This window comes from Metabacillus litoralis (genome assembly GCF_007994985.1).
GTDB lineage: Bacteria > Bacillota > Bacilli > Bacillales > Bacillaceae > Metabacillus > Metabacillus litoralis.
In genome coordinates, this window is sequence record NZ_VOQF01000007.1 from 271,266 (window position 1) to 293,347 (window position 22,082).

The 22,082-nt window shown below is 33.8% G+C and carries 21 protein-coding genes; 5 read left to right on the plus strand and 16 right to left on the minus strand.

Features of this window, described 5'->3' with window-relative positions:
- Positions 1-164 precede the first annotated feature (164 nt).
- The 5 genes from accA to dnaE all read right to left on the minus strand — a co-directional run bounded on the left by accA (position 165) and on the right by dnaE (position 7,858).
- Positions 165-1,142 carry an acetyl-CoA carboxylase carboxyl transferase subunit alpha gene (gene accA, locus FS935_RS14170; RefSeq protein ID WP_146949298.1) on the minus strand — a complete coding sequence of 326 codons (978 nt, stop codon included), beginning with the start codon at positions 1,140-1,142 and terminating at the stop codon, positions 165-167.
- A complete protein-coding gene (gene accD, locus FS935_RS14175; protein WP_146949299.1) occupies positions 1,136-2,005 on the minus strand; it encodes an acetyl-CoA carboxylase, carboxyltransferase subunit beta in 870 nt (289 codons plus the stop codon). The genes accA and accD overlap by 7 nt, the downstream gene beginning before the upstream one ends.
- Before the next feature lie 204 nt (positions 2,006-2,209).
- Entirely contained in the window at positions 2,210-2,839 is a 630-nt protein-coding gene (locus FS935_RS14180) for a FadR/GntR family transcriptional regulator (RefSeq protein WP_158638613.1), read from the minus strand.
- A 17-nt stretch (positions 2,840-2,856) separates the two neighbouring features.
- Positions 2,857-4,086 carry an NADP-dependent malic enzyme gene (gene ystJ / locus FS935_RS14185; protein WP_146949301.1) on the minus strand — a complete coding sequence of 410 codons (1,230 nt, stop codon included), beginning with the start codon at positions 4,084-4,086 and terminating at the stop codon, positions 2,857-2,859.
- A gap of 406 nt (positions 4,087-4,492) precedes the next feature.
- The gene (gene dnaE / locus FS935_RS14190) at positions 4,493-7,858 is read right to left on the minus strand and encodes a DNA polymerase III subunit alpha (protein WP_146949302.1); all 3,366 of its coding nucleotides are present in this window, start codon (positions 7,856-7,858) and stop codon (positions 4,493-4,495) included.
- 295 nt (positions 7,859-8,153) lie between these two features.
- Between dnaE and ytrH the strand changes: the two genes are divergently transcribed.
- From ytrH to FS935_RS14205, 3 genes are all read left to right on the plus strand, one after another.
- Positions 8,154-8,489, plus strand: a complete 336-nt coding sequence (gene ytrH / locus FS935_RS14195) for a sporulation membrane protein YtrH (protein ID WP_146949303.1) — start codon at positions 8,154-8,156, stop codon at positions 8,487-8,489.
- Positions 8,486-8,995, plus strand: a complete 510-nt coding sequence (gene ytrI / locus FS935_RS14200) for a sporulation membrane protein YtrI (protein ID WP_146949304.1) — start codon at positions 8,486-8,488, stop codon at positions 8,993-8,995. The genes ytrH and ytrI overlap by 4 nt, the downstream gene beginning before the upstream one ends.
- Before the next feature lie 700 nt (positions 8,996-9,695).
- On the plus strand, positions 9,696-9,884 hold the full coding sequence (locus FS935_RS14205; RefSeq protein ID WP_146949305.1) for a YtzJ family protein: 189 nt from the start codon (positions 9,696-9,698) through the stop codon (positions 9,882-9,884).
- A gap of 140 nt (positions 9,885-10,024) precedes the next feature.
- On the opposite strand, the gene FS935_RS14210 is transcribed toward FS935_RS14205, so the two are convergent.
- Positions 10,025-10,963, minus strand: a complete 939-nt coding sequence (locus FS935_RS14210; protein WP_146949306.1) for a DHH family phosphoesterase — start codon at positions 10,961-10,963, stop codon at positions 10,025-10,027.
- Positions 10,964-11,282: 319 nt separating this feature from the next.
- Here FS935_RS14210 and FS935_RS14215 point away from each other — a divergent pair, with 319 nt between their 5' ends.
- Positions 11,283-11,582, plus strand: coding sequence for a YtpI family protein (locus FS935_RS14215; RefSeq protein ID WP_146949307.1), 300 nt, complete (start codon positions 11,283-11,285; stop codon positions 11,580-11,582).
- A gap of 75 nt (positions 11,583-11,657) precedes the next feature.
- Here the strand turns inward: FS935_RS14215 and FS935_RS14220 are convergent, their stop codons facing one another.
- The 8 genes from FS935_RS14220 to FS935_RS14250 form a co-directional block, all read right to left on the minus strand.
- Positions 11,658-12,974, minus strand: a complete 1,317-nt coding sequence (locus FS935_RS14220) for a DRTGG domain-containing protein (RefSeq protein WP_146949308.1) — start codon at positions 12,972-12,974, stop codon at positions 11,658-11,660.
- 149 nt (positions 12,975-13,123) lie between these two features.
- A complete protein-coding gene (locus tag FS935_RS14225) occupies positions 13,124-13,363 on the minus strand; it encodes a hypothetical protein (RefSeq protein WP_146949309.1) in 240 nt (79 codons plus the stop codon).
- Positions 13,364-13,863: 500 nt separating this feature from the next.
- A complete protein-coding gene (locus FS935_RS14230) occupies positions 13,864-14,553 on the minus strand; it encodes a metal-dependent hydrolase (RefSeq protein WP_146949310.1) in 690 nt (229 codons plus the stop codon).
- A gap of 131 nt (positions 14,554-14,684) precedes the next feature.
- Positions 14,685-15,806 (minus strand): alanine dehydrogenase, encoded by a 1,122-nt coding sequence (ald, locus tag FS935_RS14235; RefSeq protein ID WP_146949311.1) that lies wholly within the window; start codon positions 15,804-15,806, stop codon positions 14,685-14,687.
- 209 nt (positions 15,807-16,015) lie between these two features.
- Entirely contained in the window at positions 16,016-16,777 is a 762-nt protein-coding gene (locus FS935_RS14240) for an SDR family oxidoreductase (RefSeq protein WP_146949312.1), read from the minus strand.
- 274 nt (positions 16,778-17,051) lie between these two features.
- Positions 17,052-17,210, minus strand: coding sequence for a hypothetical protein (locus FS935_RS23445; protein ID WP_158638614.1), 159 nt, complete (start codon positions 17,208-17,210; stop codon positions 17,052-17,054).
- A 78-nt stretch (positions 17,211-17,288) separates the two neighbouring features.
- Positions 17,289-18,665: an argininosuccinate lyase gene (argH, locus tag FS935_RS14245; protein ID WP_146949313.1), complete on the minus strand. Its 1,377-nt coding sequence runs from the start codon at positions 18,663-18,665 to the stop codon at positions 17,289-17,291.
- Entirely contained in the window at positions 18,662-19,861 is a 1,200-nt protein-coding gene (locus FS935_RS14250) for an argininosuccinate synthase (RefSeq protein WP_146949314.1), read from the minus strand. The genes argH and FS935_RS14250 overlap by 4 nt, the downstream gene beginning before the upstream one ends.
- Positions 19,862-20,109: 248 nt before the next feature.
- Between FS935_RS14250 and FS935_RS14255 the strand changes: the two genes are divergently transcribed.
- The gene (locus FS935_RS14255) at positions 20,110-20,427 is read left to right on the plus strand and encodes a hypothetical protein (RefSeq protein WP_146949315.1); all 318 of its coding nucleotides are present in this window, start codon (positions 20,110-20,112) and stop codon (positions 20,425-20,427) included.
- A gap of 115 nt (positions 20,428-20,542) precedes the next feature.
- Here the strand turns inward: FS935_RS14255 and FS935_RS14260 are convergent, their stop codons facing one another.
- On the minus strand, positions 20,543-21,061 hold the full coding sequence (locus FS935_RS14260; RefSeq protein WP_146949316.1) for a MogA/MoaB family molybdenum cofactor biosynthesis protein: 519 nt from the start codon (positions 21,059-21,061) through the stop codon (positions 20,543-20,545).
- Entirely contained in the window at positions 21,054-21,911 is an 858-nt protein-coding gene (locus FS935_RS14265; RefSeq protein WP_146949317.1) for an EcsC family protein, read from the minus strand. The genes FS935_RS14260 and FS935_RS14265 overlap by 8 nt, the downstream gene beginning before the upstream one ends.
- Between the last annotated feature and the right edge of the window lie 171 nt (positions 21,912-22,082).

Sequence of the window (22,082 nt, forward strand, 5' to 3'; positions counted from 1 at the left end):
TGAATTATGTAATTTTATAAAATAATTGTTGAAATACCTAAAACAATTCACATTCATTGGATTCAGCAAAAAAGAAAGTTAAATAACTTAGATTATTCTATTCCCTTTTTCAATACAGTTCAATTTCGAAAAGAAAACGTGGACCTAGTGGCCTCACGTTTTATCTATTTTACCCCAAGTAAATCATCCGCAAACGATACTTGACCTATTCTTTTATATTTTTCATAGCGGTGTTGCTTTAATTCCTCGCCAGTCATAACAGATAATGACTTAAGGGAATCAGCAAGAACTATCTCAATATTTTTTGCTTGAACTGATAGATCTTTATGTGCTCCGCCTTTTACCTCTGGTATGATTTCATCCACTACACCAAGTTCTTTTAAGTCTGGAGCTGTTATTTTCATTGTTTCAGCAGCTTTTTTTGCTAAGCTTGAATCCTTCCATAACAATGCAGCAGCACCTTCTGGAGAGATAACAGAGTAAGTAGAATTTTCCAGCATATGAATGTAATTGCCGACACCTAATGCTAAAGCTCCGCCACTACCACCTTCACCAATTACAACACATATTACCGGTACTGATAAGCCAGCCATTTCAAATAGATTCTTGGCAATTGCTTCACTTTGTCCACGCTCTTCAGCTGCTTTACCTGGGTATGCACCTTTTGTATCGATAAAACAAATGATCGGTCGATTAAATTTATCTGCTTGTTTCATTAATCTTAGTGCCTTTCGATATCCTTCTGGATGTGGCATACCGAAGTTTCTACGAATATTTTCTTTTGTATCTTTTCCGCGCTGATGACCAATTACTGTTACTGGCATACCATTAAATTTTGCAATTCCACTTACAATTGCATCATCATCACCATAATAACGGTCACCATGACATTCAAGAAAGTTCGTAAAAATATGTTCTATATAGTCCAGTGTTGTAGGTCTACTTGGATGTCTGGCAATTTGTACTCGATCCCATGGTTTAATATTTGTGTAGATCTCACCTTCTAAAAATTCTAATCTTGCTTCAAGTTTTTCTATTTCTGAAGAAAGATCCACATCTGATTGACTAGTAAACTCTTTAAGCTCACTAATCTTTTTTCTAAGCTCCACAACAGGCTTTTCAAATTCCAATTCTCCTACCAAGTTAACTCACCTCCTGGTTGATGAATATCAAGGATGTTTCCTAGAGTTTCCTTAAGATCCTTTCGATGGATAACAGCATCTAACTGGCCATGTTTAAGTAAAAATTCAGCAGTTTGAAAGTCTTCTGGTAGATCTTCACGAATTGTTTGTTCAATGATTCTTCTTCCAGCAAACCCAATAAGTGCACCAGGCTCTGCAAAATTGTAATCACCTAAAGATGCAAAACTAGCTGAAACTCCACCTGTTGTTGGATGAGTCATAACTGAAATAATTAATCCTCTATTGTCACTAAAATGCTTTAAAGCTGAACTAGTTTTCGCCATCTGCATTAAACTTAACACACCCTCTTGCATTCTAGCTCCCCCAGAGGCTGTTAAAATAATAAATGGTAATCCTTGATCGTTCGCCTTCTCAATCGCTCTCGTTATTTTTTCACCTACTACAGAACCCATGCTTCCCATTCTAAAGCTGGCATCCATAATAGCTACCGTTGTTTTAAATCCATTAATCATACCTTCACCAGTTACAACAGCTTCATTCTGCTTAGTTTTCTTTCGATCTTTTTCTAGCTTTTCTTCATAACCAGGGAAATTTAATGGGTTTTCTGACATCATTTCTTTATCATATTCTACAAAGGTATTTTCATCAAATAAGCTTTTAATTCGTTCTTTAGCGTTCATTTGATGATGATAGCCACAATTCATACAAACCTTTAAATTTTTAGTTAATTCTTTTGTATACATAATCTTTTTACAGCTTGAACATTTCAAAACAATACCTTCAGGAACATCTTGCTTTGCTTGCTCAGAAGGAATTGAAGCATACTTTTTTTTCTTTGGTTTTGAAAATAAATCTTTGAGCAAAACAGTACCTCCCTTATTAACGTTTCTCTATTAAAACATTTTATTTCTAGTTTTTTACTTTGTGTTAGTTGGAATTTTTGTGATCATTCCCATTACAGGCATTCACTTCTCCACAATCTCCTAGTGATAGTCATACACATAGAGCTTATATATATCCTACTTTAAAGAATTTTTAGCTTGTATGGTGTTGAAAATTGTCATCACCTATTCGACATTTTCTTCAAGTGCTAACATTTGGTAGGCTTTCATCGTTTTTTCTGGATTTTTAATTAATAAGGCATTTACTAGATTTTCAAAATATTCCTTTGGATATGTATCTACTTTATTACCCTTTGCAACAAAATGAACATATTCATTAAGAACTCTCCAAATTCGAGAAAGCAAATGATTATTAGCTATTAAAACAATATTATTCATAAATTCATATCTGGTTATCATACTATTTTCTTCTAATTTACGAGCTAGCTGCTTAAGAGCTTCCTCATGACTTGTGTTTAATATTAAGTTTAAGGCACTTTGTTCAAGAATAGTATTCATCTCAAAAATATCATCAATTGCCTTCGAATCTTCTAAAATAAAAGTGCCAAGTATTTCAATAAGGTTATGTTCTCTAAAATCTTTTAGAAACGTACCTTCGCCTCTTCTTGTTTCTATCATACCTAATAATTCTAGAGCTCTTAATGCTTCTCTAACAGATGATCTGCCTACTTTAAGCTTTTCTGCAAACTCTCTTTCAGAAGGAATTTTATCTCCATAAGAAAGCTGTTTCTCAGAAATATATGCTTTTATGTGGCGAAGGATTTCAATATAAACTTTCGATTGTGCAGCTGTCAAAGACATATCACTCACTTTTATTCGATTATGGCAAGTTTCCTTGTTTTTTCCGCAACTTCCTCAGGATCAACATTGATTCTAGCCACTCCAGTTTCCATTGCTGCTTTAGCAACAGCAGATGCAACTGCTGGTGCCACGCGAGGGTCAAATGGAGCTGGGATAACATATTCAGGATTTAAATCATCTTCTGAAATTAATGACGCAATGGCCTCTACAGCAGCAATCTTCATTTGTTCGTTAATATGAGTCGCTCTAACATCCAAAGCCCCTCTAAAAATACCAGGAAACGCTAGTACATTGTTTACTTGGTTAGGAAAATCTGATCTTCCAGTACCAATAACCATTGCTCCGGCTGATTTTGCATCCTCAGGCATAATTTCAGGTACTGGATTTGCCATTGCAAAGATAATAGGACCACTATTCATAGATTTAACCATTTCTGCTGTTAATGCCCCTTCAACTGAGACACCAATAAAAACATCTGCACCTGTAAGCACCTCAGAAAGTGAGCCTTCAACTTGATCTCGATTGGTGTATTTAGCTACTTCTGCCTTCACATCATTCATTCCATATGGGCGGTTTTCGTAAATGGCCCCTTTTGAATCACACATAATGATATCTCTGACACCATAACGATATAATAATTTAATAATGGCAATTCCGGCAGCACCAGCTCCATTTGCTACAACTCGAATTTTCCCCATGCTTTTCCCTACAATTTTTAAAGCATTAACAAGTCCAGCGACCGTTACGATTGCTGTACCATGTTGATCATCATGAAAAATAGGAATATTCGTTTCTTTTTTCAAGCGTTCCTCAATAACGAAGCAATTAGGTGCTGCAATATCTTCTAAATTAACTCCACCAAAGTTCGGCTCTAAGAGCTTCACTGTGTTAATGATTGTATCAATATCAGTTGTATTTAAACAAATTGGAAAAGCGTCAACTCCTGCAAAGCTCTTAAATAACACAGCTTTGCCTTCCATTACGGGAAGTGCTGCTTCAGGGCCAATATTACCAAGACCTAAAACAGCTGTACCATCAGAAACAACCGCAACCATATTGCCCTTCATTGTATAATCGTAAACTTTATTTTTATCATCATAAATATCTTTACAAGGCTCTGCTACACCAGGTGAATATGCAAGACTTAAATCATGTGCATTTCTTACCGGTATTTTTGATTTTGTTTCTAGTTTACCTTTATGAACTCTATGGATATGTAAGGCTTCTTCTCGTAATGACACTTTTAACACTCCCCTTGTTATCGTCCATTTTTCTTCGTCTAATTAACGTAATTAGCAACAAAAATTATGAGTTTGATATAAACAAGAAATTATGACAGGTTGTTTACGTTCATATTCGTTGTTCGTTTTGTATAAACAGCAATATAAAAAAACGAAAAGAACCTTGCTAAGGCTTAGCATTTTTTATAAGACATTCTAATATAGTAGGAATTGAGTTCTAATCCCTATATTTAAAAATGCTTATTACATAGAAAAAGATATTATTTTTCTTCTGAGGAGCTATGCACTTATATTCAAAAAAGTGGTCAGACCACTTTTGATCATTACTAAATGATAACATAATTCAGACGTTTGTAAAGAATATATTACCCTATTACATTTCATAGCTGGTCAATATATGTCCCTATTATCTCTTTTGCAGAACAACATTTTCTTTTCCGAGTATCTTTACTAAACCCTCCAAACATTCTTCAGATGGTGAGATGAAAAACTCACTAGGAAGTTTAACGGTTACCTTTTCTTTACCGTAATATACAAAAACAGGCGTAGTACCTTGAAAGTTTTTCAAATGTATTTTCACTTCAAGTAGTTTTTGTTGATCCATTGAATCTTTGTCGATTTTTATAAATAGTTTTGCTTTAGACTCTTCAGTTTTTATCTCATCAACAGCAACCATTTGATTGACAATAAACTGAAGTCGATCGTCACGCGTTTCCACCTTTCCTTCGAACAGAAAAATATGATTGAGTTTAAGCTCCTCACTATGTTTCATATACACTTGTGGAAATAACACTGCATCTACATCACCTGTTTCGTCTCCTATCATAATGAATGACATGTTATCGCCTTTTTTCGTCCTTATTGTTCGACTACTTACTATCATGGCTCCAACTGAGACCTTTTTATCAAGTTTTGAGGATAATTCCGATATATTTACTGCCCCTGATAAATCAAATGTAGGACGATGGATTTCAACAGGATGACTCGAAAAATAAAATCCTAAAGCTTCTTTTTCAAACTTTAATTTTTCATCTATTTTAAATGGATCAACTTCAATATATTTCGGCTTTAACATAAATTCATCATCTAAAAACAAGTCAAATTGATTATCATCAGCTGGTTTCATTAGCTCAGCATGTTCGATTGCAACATCTAAGCTTGCTAATAACGTTGCTCGATCTTCTTCAAATTCATCCATTGCACCGGCAAAGATTAATTGCTCCATTGTTCGTCTCGTAACAATTTTCATCGAAACTCGAATACAAAAATCAAATAAATCCGTGAAGCGTTTTTTCCTTCTTGCATGGAATATTTCTTTAATTGCAGAAACACCGACATTTTTAATTGCTGTTAAGCTAAAACGGATACTATTACCTTCAACAGAAAATCGATATTCACTTTTATTTATTGAAGGAGGTAGAATAGTCAATTCCTTTTGTTTAGCTTCTCTAACATATTGTGTAACTTTATCTTCATTTCCACTTACACTTGATAATAAAGCTGCAATAAAATAGATAGGATAATTAGCTTTTAAGTAAGCTAATTGATAGGAAATCATACTATAAGCAACCGCATGGCTTCTATTAAATCCATAATTAGCAAACTTGACAATCAAATCATAAATAGCATGACCTACCTGCTCACTATATCCTTTCTTAATACAACCTGTTACAAAATGGACTCTCTCTTTATCTAGAATTTCTTTTTTCTTTTTTCCCACTGCTCTCCTTAATAAATCTGCTTCTCCTAAAGAAAAACCTGCAATTGTGGAAGCCAATTCCATAATCTGCTCTTGATACACAATTACACCATAGGTATTTCGTAAAATAGGTTCCAGTGCAGGGTGAATAAGATCAATTTCACTTCTATTATGCTTACGATCTATGTAAATTGGAATATTCTCCATTGGACCAGGTCGATATAAAGCATTAACGGCTACAATATCTTCAAGATTGGTGGGTTTAAGACGCTTTAAAACACTTCTCATCCCCTCTGATTCAAGCTGAAATATACCTGTTGTATCACCATTTGCTAAAAGTTCAAATGTTTTTTGATCTTGGTAAGATATGTTCATTAAGTTTACAACTTGTCTTTCTCCACGTTGTATTGATTTTGTTATGTTTTCAATTAATGATAAATTTCTCAATCCTAAGAAGTCCATTTTTAATAACCCTAGTTCTTCTAAGAAATCCATTGAAAACTGTGTTAGATAAACATCTGTTTGACCTTCTTGGATTGGAACAATGCTTGTTAAAGGCTGATCACTTAGTACAACTCCTGCTGCATGTGTAGAAGTATGTCTTGGTAATCCTTCAACCTTCAAGGCTGTATCAATAATCTTATAAAATAATGAATCTGAGTTAATAAGTTTTGTTAATGCTTGAGATTCTTTTAGGGCATCTGAAAGTAATATTCCAGGACGAGAAGGTACTAATTTTGAAAGAATATCGGTATCCTTTGGTGAAGCTCCCAGTACTCTTCCAACATCTCTTATAGCTGCTCTTGCTCCTAATGTACCAAATGTAATAATTTGTGCCACATGCATCTTTCCATACTTTTTTGCTACATAGTCAATAACTTCATCTCTTCTAGTGTCAGGAAAGTCAATATCTATATCAGGCATTGAAATTCGTTCAGGATTTAAAAAACGCTCAAATAACAATTTATGTTTTATAGGATCTACATTTGTAATATTAAGAACATAAGACACAAGTGAACCAGCTGCAGATCCACGCCCAGGTCCTGTAAGGATATTATGTTCATGAGCATATTTCATAAAATCCCAAACAATCAAAAAGTAATCACTAAATTTCATTTTTTTTATTACTTCTAATTCATATGCCAATCTTTTTTTATAAACGAAATCATCTTCACAATTTTTTTCTGCCAATCCTTTTAGACATAATTCTGTTAAGAATTCATCAGCACTTTGTTTAGTTGCTGTCGGAAATTTTGGTAACCGTGAAATTCCTAATTCAAGGTTCACTTCACAACGATTAGCGATATGAATCGTGTTCTCAAGCGCCTCAGGAAATTGTTCAAAGATGCTAACCATTTCCTTAGCAGACTTTAGATTATTTTCATGTAAATGATCTAGTTCATAAAGATCTTCTGAAAGCTTTTCATTATTCTTAATGGCTAATAAACATTGTTGAGCAATAAAATCTTCTTTTTCTATATATGAAACATCATTTGTAGCAACTACTGGCACCCCTATTTTCTTGCTTAAAGAAATCGTTTCACTTGTAAAATCATCATTATGATTACTAGATTTTTGTAATCCTAAGTAAAATGAATTTTCACCAAAAATAGTCATATATTTTCGTATCACTTCAATTATTTTTTCATCTGTTTGTTCAAATTGATATTTTTCTACAAGTCCTTCGCTTTTGGGGCTTATTGCAATTAGTCCTTCACTGTAGCTTTTTAACCATCTTTCTGGGAGACCTTCAACAGATTTTGTTTGCAGAGCACTACTTATTTTAATTAAATTTCTGTAACCCTTATTATTCTCGGCTAACAATACTAAGGCTGTTGTTTGTTGTTCTTCGCTCGATTCATCTAAAACTTTAATTGTTAATCCTATAATTGGCTTAATTCCATTTTTTTTGCATAATTTATAAAACGGTACTGTTCCATACATTACTTGAAAATCTGTTAATGCCAATGCTTTAAAATTAAGGTCCTTCGCCTTGCTAACAAGTTTATCAAGTCTAACAGAACTTGTTAGAAGACTATATGCGCTTTTCACTTGAAGATGTACAAAAGGCAAAAGTCTCCCCCCTTTTCAATTTACTTCATCATTTATGTAAACGTAGCTGTGCGTTGAATTTGTGTTTAAAGTATTACAAAGTGCTAAAAATCAACATTAAGCATTAATAATGCCTTTACTTTCACTCAAGCAATATAAGTAATTGAATAATTCTACTACTGACTACCACCATACTATATGTCTACATTCCATTATATTCTGAGATTTTTAAGAGCACAAATAAGAGGTTTAAAAATAAAACAAAACATACTTAAAATAGGTCGTCCATATATATAGAAAGAGGAGGTTGATCAATATGGACAAAGAAGCTTTTATACCGGCATTTATTCATAGCTATTTTATAGCACTAGGAGTAATTTTAGGTGGTACTTTAATAGGTGCAATTGGCGCCTTTTTAGCAGGTGAACCACCGTTAACAAAAATGTTTGAATTTGCTAACAGGTTAAAAATTTGGGCCCTGGTTGCTGCAATCGGAGGAACTTTTGATGCATTTTATAGTTTTGAAAGAGGCATTTTCCAAGGTGAAACACGTGATATCATAAAACAGGTTTTATTGATTGTATCGGCGATGGGTGGCGCACAAACTGGATGGCATTTAATTGCTTGGTTAACACAGGAGCATATTTCATGAGAATTCCACCACATTATCAGCAACCATCATGGCAGCGTTTTTTTGCAGGTGTCGCAATTGGAGCGATTATTAGCTGGGGTGTTTTTTTATTTATTTTTGGTGTTGTTCAAGAAAAACAAAGCACAGAAATTGAAGAACAGCGCACAACAATTAAAGAATTAATAAAGAAAGGAGAAATTTACCAACAGGAATATAGTAAATTAAATAAAGAAGCACAAAAGAAGCTTACAGTTCAAGAGCTAAATATTGATTTAACAAATGGTGATAAATATCACTTGAAAGAATTTAAGGTGAAAAATATTGAAGATAAAGTCAAAAATGAATTAGCAGATATTGTGATCGCAAAAGATATTGAAAGTATTAATTCTAACCACCTTTTAATTGAGAGAATGATTGAAAACCTTCCTATAAAACTTGAAGATGGGAATAAGTATAAGCTAAATATGACTAAATTTATGTTACATACAACTCTTTCCATTGAAATTGAAATTTCATTTTCTGACTGACTTATTGACCTCATCGTTTTATTTTACAAATCCCCTATGTTCTATGAATGTTTTTTCACACCTGCTAAACTTCGCAGCTTATTTCTGTCACAGGCATTCGCTTTCCCGGGGTAAAAAAAAGGTTACTTTTCCCCTCAGAAATGCTCCTCGAAAGCTTAGCACCTGTGGGATCTATCTTTAAACACTATCCCACAGGAGTAACATATTGTCCATCTCAATTCAACGTTTAACATAGTCAACAATTTAGTAAAATAATTTAGAATATAAAGTTTAAATTTAACAATTTTATGTAAATGTTAAGAAATCTATCGCAATTTCTGATTTTTTTGATAAAATAGAAATAGGAAAAACAAGGAAAATACTTCTTACTTTTCCTCTCCTTCGTTTAACATCAAAACATCACCGTCATTTTAGTTTTGCACTTTCTTATTCACTGCCTTGTTTTATCATTTACATCATACTATTTCCTTATTGTAGAATTCGAAAAGGTACATCACTCTTCAATTACCACCAATTTGAGATGTAGATGTGTTCGTCCACTTTACACAACAAGTCAATTAATTCTACTGAGGAGACATTTACAAACTTACTAGGGAGAATCTATTTCTAATATTCTTTTCAAGGAGAAGTTCATACCTTGGCTTTGAATTAACAGAAGGATTTTTCAGAAGAAAATTAATGATAAATTGGAGGGATTACCATGTATATCTTGAATCATCGAAAACTTGCTCAAGAAAAACTAGAAACGATTAAAAGAGGATTTTCCGCATATGAAGAATCACCTGAAATTGCTGATTTAATAAAAAGAGAAATCCGTGTGCTTCAGCTCGATGTTTATGAAGATGCCACAGAATTTGGTTTTTGGTTTATTCCCAACAAAGAAAGGTAAGCGTTATCAACATATACCGCAAGCATACTCCTACTTCAGAAACTTCAACTAAATTATAAAGTTTCACAAAAAAGCTTACTACAATTCCCCACTTGCAAAAGGTTCGGAAGAAAGTTCCGAACCACAATTACATAATAAGATTAGACCTGCTGACAGAGGAGATCTAAATCTTTTAATACCATATCTACTTCATCCCAGCTATATACTGATGCACCTGAAGCTAATGGGTGGCCTCCACCATTATACTTCTTAGCGAGTTGGTTAATAACTATATCTTTTGAGCGTAATCTTACACGTATTTGACTTGATTCTTCTACAAAGAATGCCCAGGCTCTTACACCTTCAATATTTCCAAGAATGCTTACTAACTGAGATGCTTCTGACGGTGTTACATTATACTTTGCTAACATCTCTTTTGTAATATTCATATGTGCTGAGCCATAAGAAGTTAAATTAAAGTTTTGCAGCACATATCCACTTAATTGAGCTACGTTCCTTTTGGTTTTATATAGCTCATCATATAGTGGTGCTGGTTTAATTCCCTCAGATATTAAAGCACTTGCATATTGAAATGTCTTTTCTGTTGTGCTTGGAAAAAGAAAGCGTCCTGTGTCCCCTACAATGCCTGCATACAATAACTCAGCAGCTTTTGTAGATAATACTAGACCTTGGTCTTTTCCAGCTAAATATAACTCATAAATCATTTCACTTGTAGCACTTGCTTCTGTGTCCACCCATAAAATATCTCCATATTGATCATCATTAGGATGGTGATCAATTTTTATTAGTGACTTACCAGTGTTGTACCGCTTATCACTTACACGAGCCTGATTTGCAGTATCACATACAATAACTAATGCCTCATTGTATACGTCATCTGGAACAACATCCATTTTATAAAGAAATTCTAATGAAGGTTCTGTTTCACCCACTACATATATATTCTTATTTGGAAAAGATGTTTTTAAGATTTCTGCTAAACCACATTGAGATCCATATGCATCAGGATCAGGTCTAACATGACGATGGATGATTATTGTTGAATTCTGTACGATTGTATCTATAATTTGTTGTTTCATCATATTCTCCTTTGCTCTCTATAACAATTATTAAAGCATAAATAAAGACATTTAAAAAGAAAGAACAATCAGTTTTTTTAAAAAAAAGTTGTTTATCATTTACTATTAGGATAAGTCCTTCAACATCCGTTCATCAATAAGGGCCTATCCATGCTCAATCGAACCATTAACTTTAAACTATTTAGAGGATGATCAATAGACTTTTAGAAACAGGACGTAAAAAAATAGATTTTCCCTAATGAAATGTTAAAATAGAGTTGGAACATTTAGATCTGATTTATATATTAATTAATTCTTACACGATCTCGGAGGTTGTTTTATGCCAGTATTTGTTTTCTTTATTGTTGTTTCAATTGCTTTTTATGTATTTTATAAAATGAAAGCATATAGATCTAAGAATCAGTTGGAAAAACGATGGATGTCTGCTAAATCTAGTATTGCTTTAGGTATATTTGTAGCATCGTTTGGAGCTAATCAAATGTTTTTGTTTCGTTCAACCTTAGCATTTGTTATTGGAATGATCTTCATCATTTTAGGTCTCGCAAGCGCATGGGCTGGTTATCGTGCTTATAAACACTTTTTACCACAAATAATTAAAGAAGCTGGGCAGCAGAAATAAAGAACTTTTAAAGCACGAAGAACCTCCAAGTAAACTTGAGGGGGCTCTTCGTGCTTTAATATGTTTCCACCTTTTTTAGCGCTCAATTAATTGAACCATCATCATAGCTTTTCCAACTACCGCTCCATCACTATATGCTTCAATGTCAATCTTTCCGAATTTACGTCCTACTTCCAATATTTTCGGATGAATTTCAAGCATTGTTTCCATTTGGACAGGCTTTATAAAATAGATGGTTATATTTTCAACAATAATATCGCCTTTTTTTTGAGCTCGCAGATAACGATTAACTGCTTCTGTAACTAGAGTTGTAAACACACCATACGAAATCGTTCCAAGATGGTTGGTCATTTGTGGACTTACCTCACACCTAAAGACACTACTTCTTTTTGAATCATCTTCGATCGTGACAAATTGATTTGTCACGATATCATCTATTTTTTCACCAATCTGCGGCTGACGCTGAATCATCTGAAGTGCTTTTAAAACATCTTGACGGCTAATCATGCCTTGCAGCCTATTTTGTTGATCAACTACAGGAAGAACCTCAATACCTTCCCATACCATCATTTGTGCAGCTGAAGCAACAGAGGTTTTGCCAATTACCGTGATAGGACTTTTTGTCATAACCTTTTCAATGATTGTTTCATGATCATAGCCCATAATATCCTTTGAAGTAACAATACCTTGTACCTTCATGTTTTGATCAATTACTGGAAAACGACCATGTCCAGTTTCATAATTATGTTGATACCAAGTTGCAATATTATCACTTGTATATAAGCAAATTGTTTTATCAACAGGAGTTAAAATATCTTCAACCTGCACAATTTCCTTTTTGATAAGCTGATCATAAATAGCTCTATTAATCATCGTACCAACCGTAAATGTATCATAGCTTGTTGAAATAACTGGTAATTCCAGTTCATCCGCAAGTTTTTTTACATGATCTTCTGTATCAAAGCCACCTGTAATTAACACAGCCGCTCCTGCTTCAAGAGCATATTGATGAGCATTTGTACGGTTACCAACTATTAATAAATTACCAGCACCTGTATATCTCATCATTGCCTCTAGCTTCATAGCACCAATAACAAACTTATTTAATGTTTTATGTAATCCTGTTCTTCCACCTAAAACCTGTCCATCAACAATATTAACAACCTCTGCAAATGTTAATTTCTCAAAGTTTTCTTTTTTCTTAGTTTCAATTCTTATCGTGCCAACACGTTCTATTGTACTAACATACCCTTTGTTTTCTGCTTCCTTAATTGCTCTGTAAGCAGTTCCTTCACTCACATTAATTTCCTTTGCAATTTGACGTACAGAGATCTTTTCACCAACAGAAAGTGAAGTAATATATTGTAAAATTTGCTCATGCTTTGTAGCCAAGCTTCATCACCCTTTATAATAGTGAATTCATTTTTTAGTTCTATAATAGATTAGTTATATAATTAGAAATATGAACGAACAACTAAATGTTATAGGACTATTTAAGTAACTAGAATCCACTATTATTATATAGGTCAAGGAAACTTATATCAACGCATCATTTGACGTTGTCTCTTCTTCTGAAGAGATTGCTTGTACGATTGCTTTACACTAACAGCTTTTTTTGGACGATATAAATAATGCGCAAAATTACCTCCGATAACGAAGATCGCTAAACATAGCCAGCTCATAGCAAAAACAGTTTGCATTTGGTTACCTGATAATGTGATTTGCTGAAGTCCATAATAAAGCATGATCAAGGCAATCAATGCATACAATAAATTTTTCAAATGCAATCATCCTTTCAAATCTTTTCTATAATTCAATTTATGCATGTACAATAAAAAAAAGAAGCGAATGCAAAAAGAACAGCTGCTGATTTGGGTAAAAAATCGAAATATATTTCCCTAATAAATCATGCTCATTAAAAAATTGGGCATATATAGATATTTAAAAAATGAGGGGAATTCCTGAGATAATAAGAAGGGTGTAAGAAGAACAAACAAAAATCTTCAACGAGCATTTTGAATTTAAACCACAGCAATAATCTAGCTATTAGAGGATAAGTATATAAAAACTTAGTGAAATAGAAAGAAGTCACTTGATTCCTGCGGGGTTTGCGTTAAAAGCAAAAGTAACTAAGAGAAAACAGATTATACTTAAAAAGCTGCTGAATTCATCAACAGCTTTTTTTACAGGTTACTCAATTTCTATGTGGTTTTTATTATGAAACAATACACGTTGTGCGCACTAACAAACAGATCCGTTATAGTTGTTATATGCATACAGATTAAGAATCTAAAAGGTTATATTTTTCTCCAACTTCTAATAATAAACCAATATTTGTTGGTAACATATTAATAAATACTTGTGGATCCTGTTTGATTAGTTCAAATGTATTAAAGTGAATTGGCACGACTTTTTTTGCTTTTAACCATTCAGCTGCATATTTTGCATCTTCTGGACCCATAGTTAAATTATCACCGATAGGTAAAAACGCCAAATCAATTGTGTTTCGCTCTCCAATCATTTTCATATCAGAGAACAATGAAGTATCTCCTGCATGATAGATTGTTTTTCCGCCTGATGTGAATAAGACACCTGAGGGCATCCCTGTATAAATAACAGTACCATCTTTTTCTTCATAACTTGAACCATGGAAGGCCTGTGTTAATTTGACTGTTCCAAATTCAAACTGATAGGCACCTCCAATATTCATTGGATGAACTTTAATTCCATGTTTTCCTATGTACATAGCTAATTCATATGGTGCGATAACAAGTGAATCATTTTTCTTTGCTATTTCTACAGTATCACCTACATGGTCGTTGTGACCGTGAGTCAAAATTATGACATCTGCTTCAATGTTATCTACCTTCAAATCAGTTAACTCATTTCCTGAAATAAATGGATCGATGATTACCTTTGTATTTTCTGTAAAAATTTGTACTACAGCATGTCCATGATAAGATGTTTGCATATTTTCCCCTACCTTCTATACATTTTTATGATGATTAAAATTTCACTCTAAGTTTATAAATACCATATTTAAATAACAATTAAACATAGCAAAAGGAGGTCTGACAATATGTTTCTGGCAGACCACAATGGTTAAATTCCTAACAAAAATGTACGCGGATCTGTGTATGAGAGACCATGTGCTTCTGAAACAGCTTCATAAGCAACAAATCCACCTAATGCATTTATTCCTTTTAGAAGAGCTTCATTTTCTAAACACGCCTTTTTATAGCCTTTATTAGCAATTTGAACTGCATATGGTACTGTTACATTTGTTAACGCAATCGTTGATGTACGTGGAACAGCTCCAGGCATGTTAGCTACTGCATAATGCAAGACACCATGTTTTTCATATGTTGGAGAATCATGTGTGGTTATTTTATCAGTAGTTGCAAAAATACCACCCTGGTCAATGGCAATATCCACAATAACGGATCCTTTTGACATAGATTTAACATCATCTTCTGTTACTAAAAGAGGTGCTCTTGCTCCTGGAATAAGCACAGCTCCGATAACAAGATCTGATCTACGAACTGCTTCTGAGATTGTAAGTGGATTCGACATTAAAGTTGAAATATCGTGACCAAAAATATCGTCTATCTGTCTTAATCTTTCCGGATTCACATCTAACATTGTGACTTCTGCACCTAATCCCACAGCAATTTTCGCTGCATTGGTTCCAGCCACACCACCCCCAATAATTGTAACCTTACCTCGTTGAGTACCTGGTACACCAGATAATAGAATCCCTTTCCCTCCACGTGTTTTTTCTAAAAATTGAGCACCAATTTGCGATGCCATCCTTCCTGCCACCTCACTCATTGGAGTTAAAAGTGGAAGAGATCCATTTGGTAGCTGTACAGTTTCATATGCAATAGCTATTACTTTATGATTGATCAGTGCAAGAGTTAATTCAGGTTCTGGTGCAAGGTGTAGATAAGTAAATAAAATCAATCCTTCACGGAAATATTGAAATTCCTCTTTTAAAGGCTCTTTTACCTTCATCACCATGTCCATTGACCATGCTTGCTGAGCCGTATCAACAATTTGCGCCCCTGCATTAATATACTGATCATCAGTGAAACCGGATCCTAACCCAGCATTTTTTTCAATATAAACTTCATGTCCATGCTTAATAAGGTGAACAGCACCCGCAGGAGTCATTGCAACACGATTTTCATGATTCTTTATTTCTACCGGAATCCCAATCTTCATATAAATCAACCCTTTCACTTTTGCGTCCTTATCAGTATGACCGTAATTTATCATATGATTACGCAGTGAGACAGGTAAGTGAAGATTTAGATAAATTCAGCTTTTCCATTCCCATATTTTACTATTTTCTGCTAATCTTCACACACCTCTATGTAGTTCGATTGAAATTGATATATAAAGAAAAGTCCATTTACTTACGATCCATAAAATTAGATATGGTACCTATGTATCACATTAGCTCCACCTGTTACTTCAATTATTGAACCAGTTATCATATCTGAATCTTCTTGGCAAATGAATGCTAACGTTCTCGCAATATCCTCACCAGTACCAGACCGGCCAATTGGTGTATTTTTATCAGCTAGTGTTCTTGAGCTTTCAATTGTTGCTTCCTTCATCTCTCCGATTATATTACCTGGACATATCATGTTAGCGGTAATACCGTTTTCAGCTTCCTCGATACTAATAGATTTTGTCAAGGATACAAGTCCTACCTTTGCCGCACTAAATGCTGCACGATGAAGCCATCCTGGTGATGATTCAGCACCTTGAAAACCATAGGTAATGATCCGACCATATTGCTGTTGCCTCATTACAGGTATAACTAATTTAAATAAATGGAAAACAGAGCTAAGATTTCCTTCTATCATTTGATACCACTCTTCATCTGTATAATCAGCTAGCTTTTTTCTTTCGAAAATATAAGGTCCGGCATTATTTATTAAGCAATCAATTCGACCAAAGCGTTTCAGTGTTAACTCGATTATTTTTGTTAAATCTTCTTTTTTAGTCACATCTCCTTGAACAAAAAGCATCCGATCTTTCATATGTGAATATGTATGTTTTAACTTTTCAACTGCTTCGATGTCTTTATGATAATTTACCGTCACAGAAAAACCATTCTTTAGAAATTCTTCCGTTACTTTTTTTCCTAACCCTTTAGATCCTGCGGTAATAAGGGCATGTCGCACGATAAATTTCCTCCCCTAACTTGTCCTTATAAATATAATTAACAATCTACATCTCTCTCTTTATATACTATACTGAACTTAAGTTGGTTGTTTCCAATTCTATTGTGCTTGTAATAAGACCATTTTACAATAATCTTGTTTTGAAACTTGTTACATTTTGTAAAAGGTAGCTAAGAATACCATAAAAAATTAATGTATTTTAACAGAATTATTTCCAAAGCAGAAAAAAACAGCTGATCATATAACAATCAGCTGTTTTGCTAAGTAAATTGTATTAGTCCCTTTTTACTTGGAAATGCTCTTGAAGAAAATTGGGATCATATTGCTGTTCGACAACACCACTTGAATAGGAATCTGTTAATTGTTGCATTGTTTCCTGTTCACCTAGGTGGTCATAGTAATATGTTTGTCGTGTTACTCTTCTTTCTCGCACTGTTTTCAGCTCCTTATTTTCAACTGTTCCCATATAGTGTTTCTGAAAATAAGAAGCTTATACCGTTAATTTACTTGTTTATCCTTCTAGCGATATTTTTGCCTTTTGAATTGCCTTTTTAACCATTTCAAAGCCTGTTCCGCCTGCACTCATACGCTTTCTTACTGCCTCGAATGGATTGATTACTTCATATAAATCTTCCTCAAATAGGTTAGAGGATTTTTTATATTCCTCAAAAGGTAAATCCTTCAAATATATTCCTGACTGAATACATTGATACACTAGTGTACCGACAACTTCATGTGCCTCTCTAAATGGCATTCCTTTAGTTGATAAATAATCAGCAAGCTCTGTTGCATTTGAAAAATCTTCTTTTGTTGCTTTTTCCATGTTTTCTTTATTTACTTTTAATGTATCAATCATTCCAATGAAAATTTGAAGACTACCTTCTATTGTTTTAACAGTATCAAACATACCTTCTTTATCTTCTTGAAGGTCTTTGTTATAGGCAAGAGGAAGCCCCTTTAAAATAGTTAATAATGACATTAAGTTACCATAAACCCGACCTGTTTTCCCTCTAATTAGTTCAGCCATATCAGGATTTTTCTTCTGTGGCATAATGCTACTACCTGTTGCATATGTGTCATCAAGCTCAATAAACTGAAACTCTTGTGAACACCATAAAATAATTTCCTCACATAAACGAGAAAGGTGCATCATAACTAGTGAACTATTGCTTAGAAATTCAATAATAAAATCTCTGTCACTAACACCATCTAAGCTATTTTCGTATATTCCTTCAAACCCCAGTTTTTCTGCAGTAAACTCCCGATCAATTGGAAATGTTGTTCCTGCAAGTGCAGCAGATCCTAAAGGAGATATATTAATACGTTTTAAGGATTCTTCAAATCTTTGTTTATCACGATCTAACATCCAGAAGTAAGCCATTAGGTGGTGTGCAAACGAAATAGGCTGAGCACGCTGTAAATGTGTATACCCGGGTAAAATCGTCTCTACATGCGCTTCTGCTTTACTAACAAGTGATGCTTGAAGTCCTTCAATCAGTTCAACAACCATTTCAACATGTTTACGTAAATACAAATGCATATCTGTAGCTACTTGATCGTTTCTGCTTCTACCTGTATGTAACTTTCCTCCAACAGGACCAATCTCATCAATTAGCAGCTTCTCGATATTCAGATGTATATCTTCATAGTTAACTGAGAAATTAAGCTCATTTCTCTTTGCTTTTTCTAACAGTGTCGTTAACCCATTTGAAATTTCTTTTGCTTCATCTTTTGTGATAATGCCACAGTTACCTAACATTTCAACATGTGCAAGACTGCCTGTAATATCTTCTTCAACTAATTCTTTATCAAAATGGATGGATGCGCCGAACTCATCCACCCATTGTTCAGGGGTTTTTTGGAAGCGTCCACCCCAAAGTTTTTTCATACTTCCACCTTCTTATTTTTCACCATGCTATTCACTTTCGTAGGAAGTCCCCATAGCTCGATAAATCCGATTGCTGCATTATGATCAAACGCATCATCTTTCGTATATGTTGCTAGTTTCTCATCATATAATGAGTACTCAGACTTTCTTCCTTCAACAATTGCATGACCTTTAAAAAGTTTCACACGTACTGTTCCGGTTACGTACTTTTGTGTTTCTTCTAAGAATGCATGTAAAGCATTTTTTAATGGTGAGAACCAAAGTCCATTATAGATAAGCTCAGTTAATTTTTGTTCAATTACTGGTTTGAAGTGTGCTACTTCTTTTACTAACGTTAAATCTTCGAGCTCTTTATGTGCTTTAATAAGTGTCATAGCACCTGGACACTCATACACTTCACGAGATTTAATTCCTACAAGACGATTCTCAACATGATCAATTCGTCCAACACCATGTTTACCAGCAATATCATTTAACTCAAGAATTAATTCATGAAGAGGGTATGCTTTGTCATTAATTTTAACAGGAACACCCTTCTCAAAATGAATTTCAATTACTTCCGCTTCATCAGGTGTTTTTTCTAAAGGCACTGTTAAATCATATGCCCCTTCAGGTGGAGCAGCCCAAGGATCTTCAAGAATTCCACACTCGTTACTTCTACCCCATAGATTTTGGTCAATTGAATATGGGCTATCTAAGTTTATTGGAATTGGAATATCATGCTTAATTGCATATTCAATTTCTTCCTCACGTGACCAGCCCCACTCTCTTACTGGAGCAAGAACTTCTAAGTCTGGGTTCAGCGCTTTGATAGAAACCTCAAAACGAACCTGGTCATTTCCTTTACCAGTACAACCATGTGCAATTGCAACTGCATTTTCTTTTTCTGCAATTTCAACTAATTTCTTTGCAATTAATGGACGTGAAAGTGCTGAAACTAAAGGATATTTCCCTTCGTATAGAGCATGTGCTTGTAGTGCAAGTAATGCAAAGTCATTTGCATATTCTTCTTTTGCATCAATCATGTATGATTCAACTGCACCAACTTGCAGTGCTTTTTGTTGTACAAAAGCTGTATCTTTTCCTTCACCAACATCTAAGCAACACGCAACAACAGAGTACCCTTGTTCTTGTAACCATTTAATTGCAACAGAAGTATCTAAACCCCCGGAATATGCTAAAACTACTTTTTTCATCTATTTGTTCCTCCTTAGTTGTATAAAAATTAATATATACTAATAAAAATACATTTTCTATGTAAGTATCACTTTACCAACTCTTTCCCTATTTCGTCAATAGAAATTTTGTATATTTTCTCATAATTTTTGTATAAAAATAAATATCACCCCTTAGTTTCAGTTAAAATGACTAATAAAATGTGCATAGAACTTTTTTTTCGACTAATGGTACAATAGATGTGAAATTAAATTTGGAGGAATGGGAATTGAATGAATACTTCACCTATAACCCTAGATTAAAAATATATCTTCCGAAGTTAGATCAAGATTGGAATTCTTATAGCTTACATACTCAAAATAGTATTTTGGCAGATTGGGAACATATTCGAGGTCATATTCCTGACCGTATTGCAGAACTTGAAGAAGATATTAATCTTAAACAAGAGGCATTAAATGAAGAGGAGAATTTCCTAACGTCCTGTGAGCTAACCGAGGAAATTTCTGAATTAGCATCGATTATAAATGATTTATGGATTTGGTATAGATCAAATCAGCAAATATCTAAGGATAAAGTCCACACATAACAAAAATACAAGCTCAAGGATTATTGAGCTTGTATAAAGTAGAAGTAAAATGAATGGAAAACACAAATTGTCTTACATTCATTTGTTTGTTATGAATAATTAAAAATTAACAAGATTAACGAAATAAATCTTTTTTTACCTCACGAACAACATGACCTATTTCAGGTAATATCAACTTTTCCATTGCCAACTTAACAGCTCCTGATGACCCCGGCATGGCAAATATAGCTGTATCCATTGCAACACCAGCTATAGCCCTGCTAAGAATAGCAGCTGAACCAATATCATCACGATAGCTGAGCATACGAAAAATCTCACCAAAGCCAGGAATTTCTTTGTCGATGATTGATTCAACTGCTTCAATAGTAACATCTCTTTTTGCTATACCCGTTCCTCCATTGGTAAGTACCACATCAACTTCTCTTGTTTCACAGCCTTTTAGGATCGAACTTCGAATGAGCGTTTTTTCATCCTTTACGATCTCATAATCCACAACCAAGTGATTATGTTCTTTTAAATAGCTTTTTATAAGATAACCACTTTTATCAGTTTCTTCATCTCTAGTATCACTAATCGTAATTACTTTACATCTAACCTGATTTGGTGCTTCAAGTTTATGCTCAATACTACTCATAATACCCTCCATCAAAGTAAGTTGATTTTTGTGTTATATATCGATATTGGTAAAATCTATTTGCAAAATCACTAATATGTCGAGTTTGTTGATAATTAGCACCAGCACCAATCATCATACTGACTAAAGGTATTCCAGCAATAAGTTTGCGTTTGAATATTGATATTACTGACAATTTCGCTATCTGCTTAAGTATGTATTCCATACTCTTAGGATCTGCTAAATCCTCATTTCCTTCGTAAAAGTAGGAAACACTTTCTTCTTCTATATCCTGCTTTAATTCTATCCAAGCTTTATATTGTAAATGCTTTGGCAATAAAGAAGCATGATACAATTTCAAGGAAGTCATCATTTCATACGGGTTATTTATTTCATATCCATAACACATTGAAATCATTTGAATTGCACGTAAATTTAGTATCGTTTGTAAAGGAATGTCGGCCCCTGTTAAAAGAATACCACCAGTTCCGGTAATGCCTCCCTGTAGGAAGGAGTATAATCTGTGCTTTGAGGTTTGTAGGTCTGCTAAGTAATGTAGTTGACTAATTGAAAGCTTATGTAAATCATTAATTTGAAAAATATCCTCATTTAATGCTTTTGCAGATAGTAAAATTTGTTGCTTAGCATCTTGTTGTATAAACGAATTTTGAATAAACGAATGTAAGTTAAAAAAACTAGCATCAATTTTTTTTAATATCATTGTTTTCGTTCGCTTTGGTATTTCCTCGATATTTCTATCTATCCACCTGTTAAATGTTCGTTGAAAATCTGTTCTTACATCATTTTGCATATCATTTTCCCAACTAGTAATTTCGGCTAATATGGCTTTTTCACGTACTGATTCATTCATGAGAAATGTCTCCTTATTAACGTAATAAGTGGTCTTTATTAAGCTGTTCCTAAATTTTGTTGCTGAAGTAACTTTGCAAAGAAAACAGTACTTTATATGATCTAAATGACATTTTTTACTTGGAAAGCTTTGTTTTAACACGTAAATAGATCCATAAAAACTTCAGAAAGG

Coding starts and splice junctions, on each gene's coding strand:
- ald (WP_146949311.1), bottom strand. CDS start 15,806: ATGAAGATTGGGATTCCGGTAGAAATAAAGAATCATGAAAATCGTGTT.
- FS935_RS14205 (WP_146949305.1), top strand. CDS start 9,696: ATGTATATCTTGAATCATCGAAAACTTGCTCAAGAAAAACTAGAAACG.
- FS935_RS14250 (WP_146949314.1), bottom strand. CDS start 19,861: ATGAAAAAAGTAGTTTTAGCATATTCCGGGGGTTTAGATACTTCTGTT.
- FS935_RS14265 (WP_146949317.1), bottom strand. CDS start 21,911: ATGAATGAATCAGTACGTGAAAAAGCCATATTAGCCGAAATTACTAGT.
- argH (WP_146949313.1), bottom strand. CDS start 18,665: ATGAAAAAACTTTGGGGTGGACGCTTCCAAAAAACCCCTGAACAATGG.
- FS935_RS14260 (WP_146949316.1), bottom strand. CDS start 21,061: ATGAGTAGTATTGAGCATAAACTTGAAGCACCAAATCAGGTTAGATGT.
- ytrH (WP_146949303.1), top strand. CDS start 8,154: ATGGACAAAGAAGCTTTTATACCGGCATTTATTCATAGCTATTTTATA.
- FS935_RS14215 (WP_146949307.1), top strand. CDS start 11,283: ATGCCAGTATTTGTTTTCTTTATTGTTGTTTCAATTGCTTTTTATGTA.
- FS935_RS14230 (WP_146949310.1), bottom strand. CDS start 14,553: ATGCAAACATCTTATCATGGACATGCTGTAGTACAAATTTTTACAGAA.
- ytrI (WP_146949304.1), top strand. CDS start 8,486: ATGAGAATTCCACCACATTATCAGCAACCATCATGGCAGCGTTTTTTT.
- FS935_RS14210 (WP_146949306.1), bottom strand. CDS start 10,963: ATGAAACAACAAATTATAGATACAATCGTACAGAATTCAACAATAATC.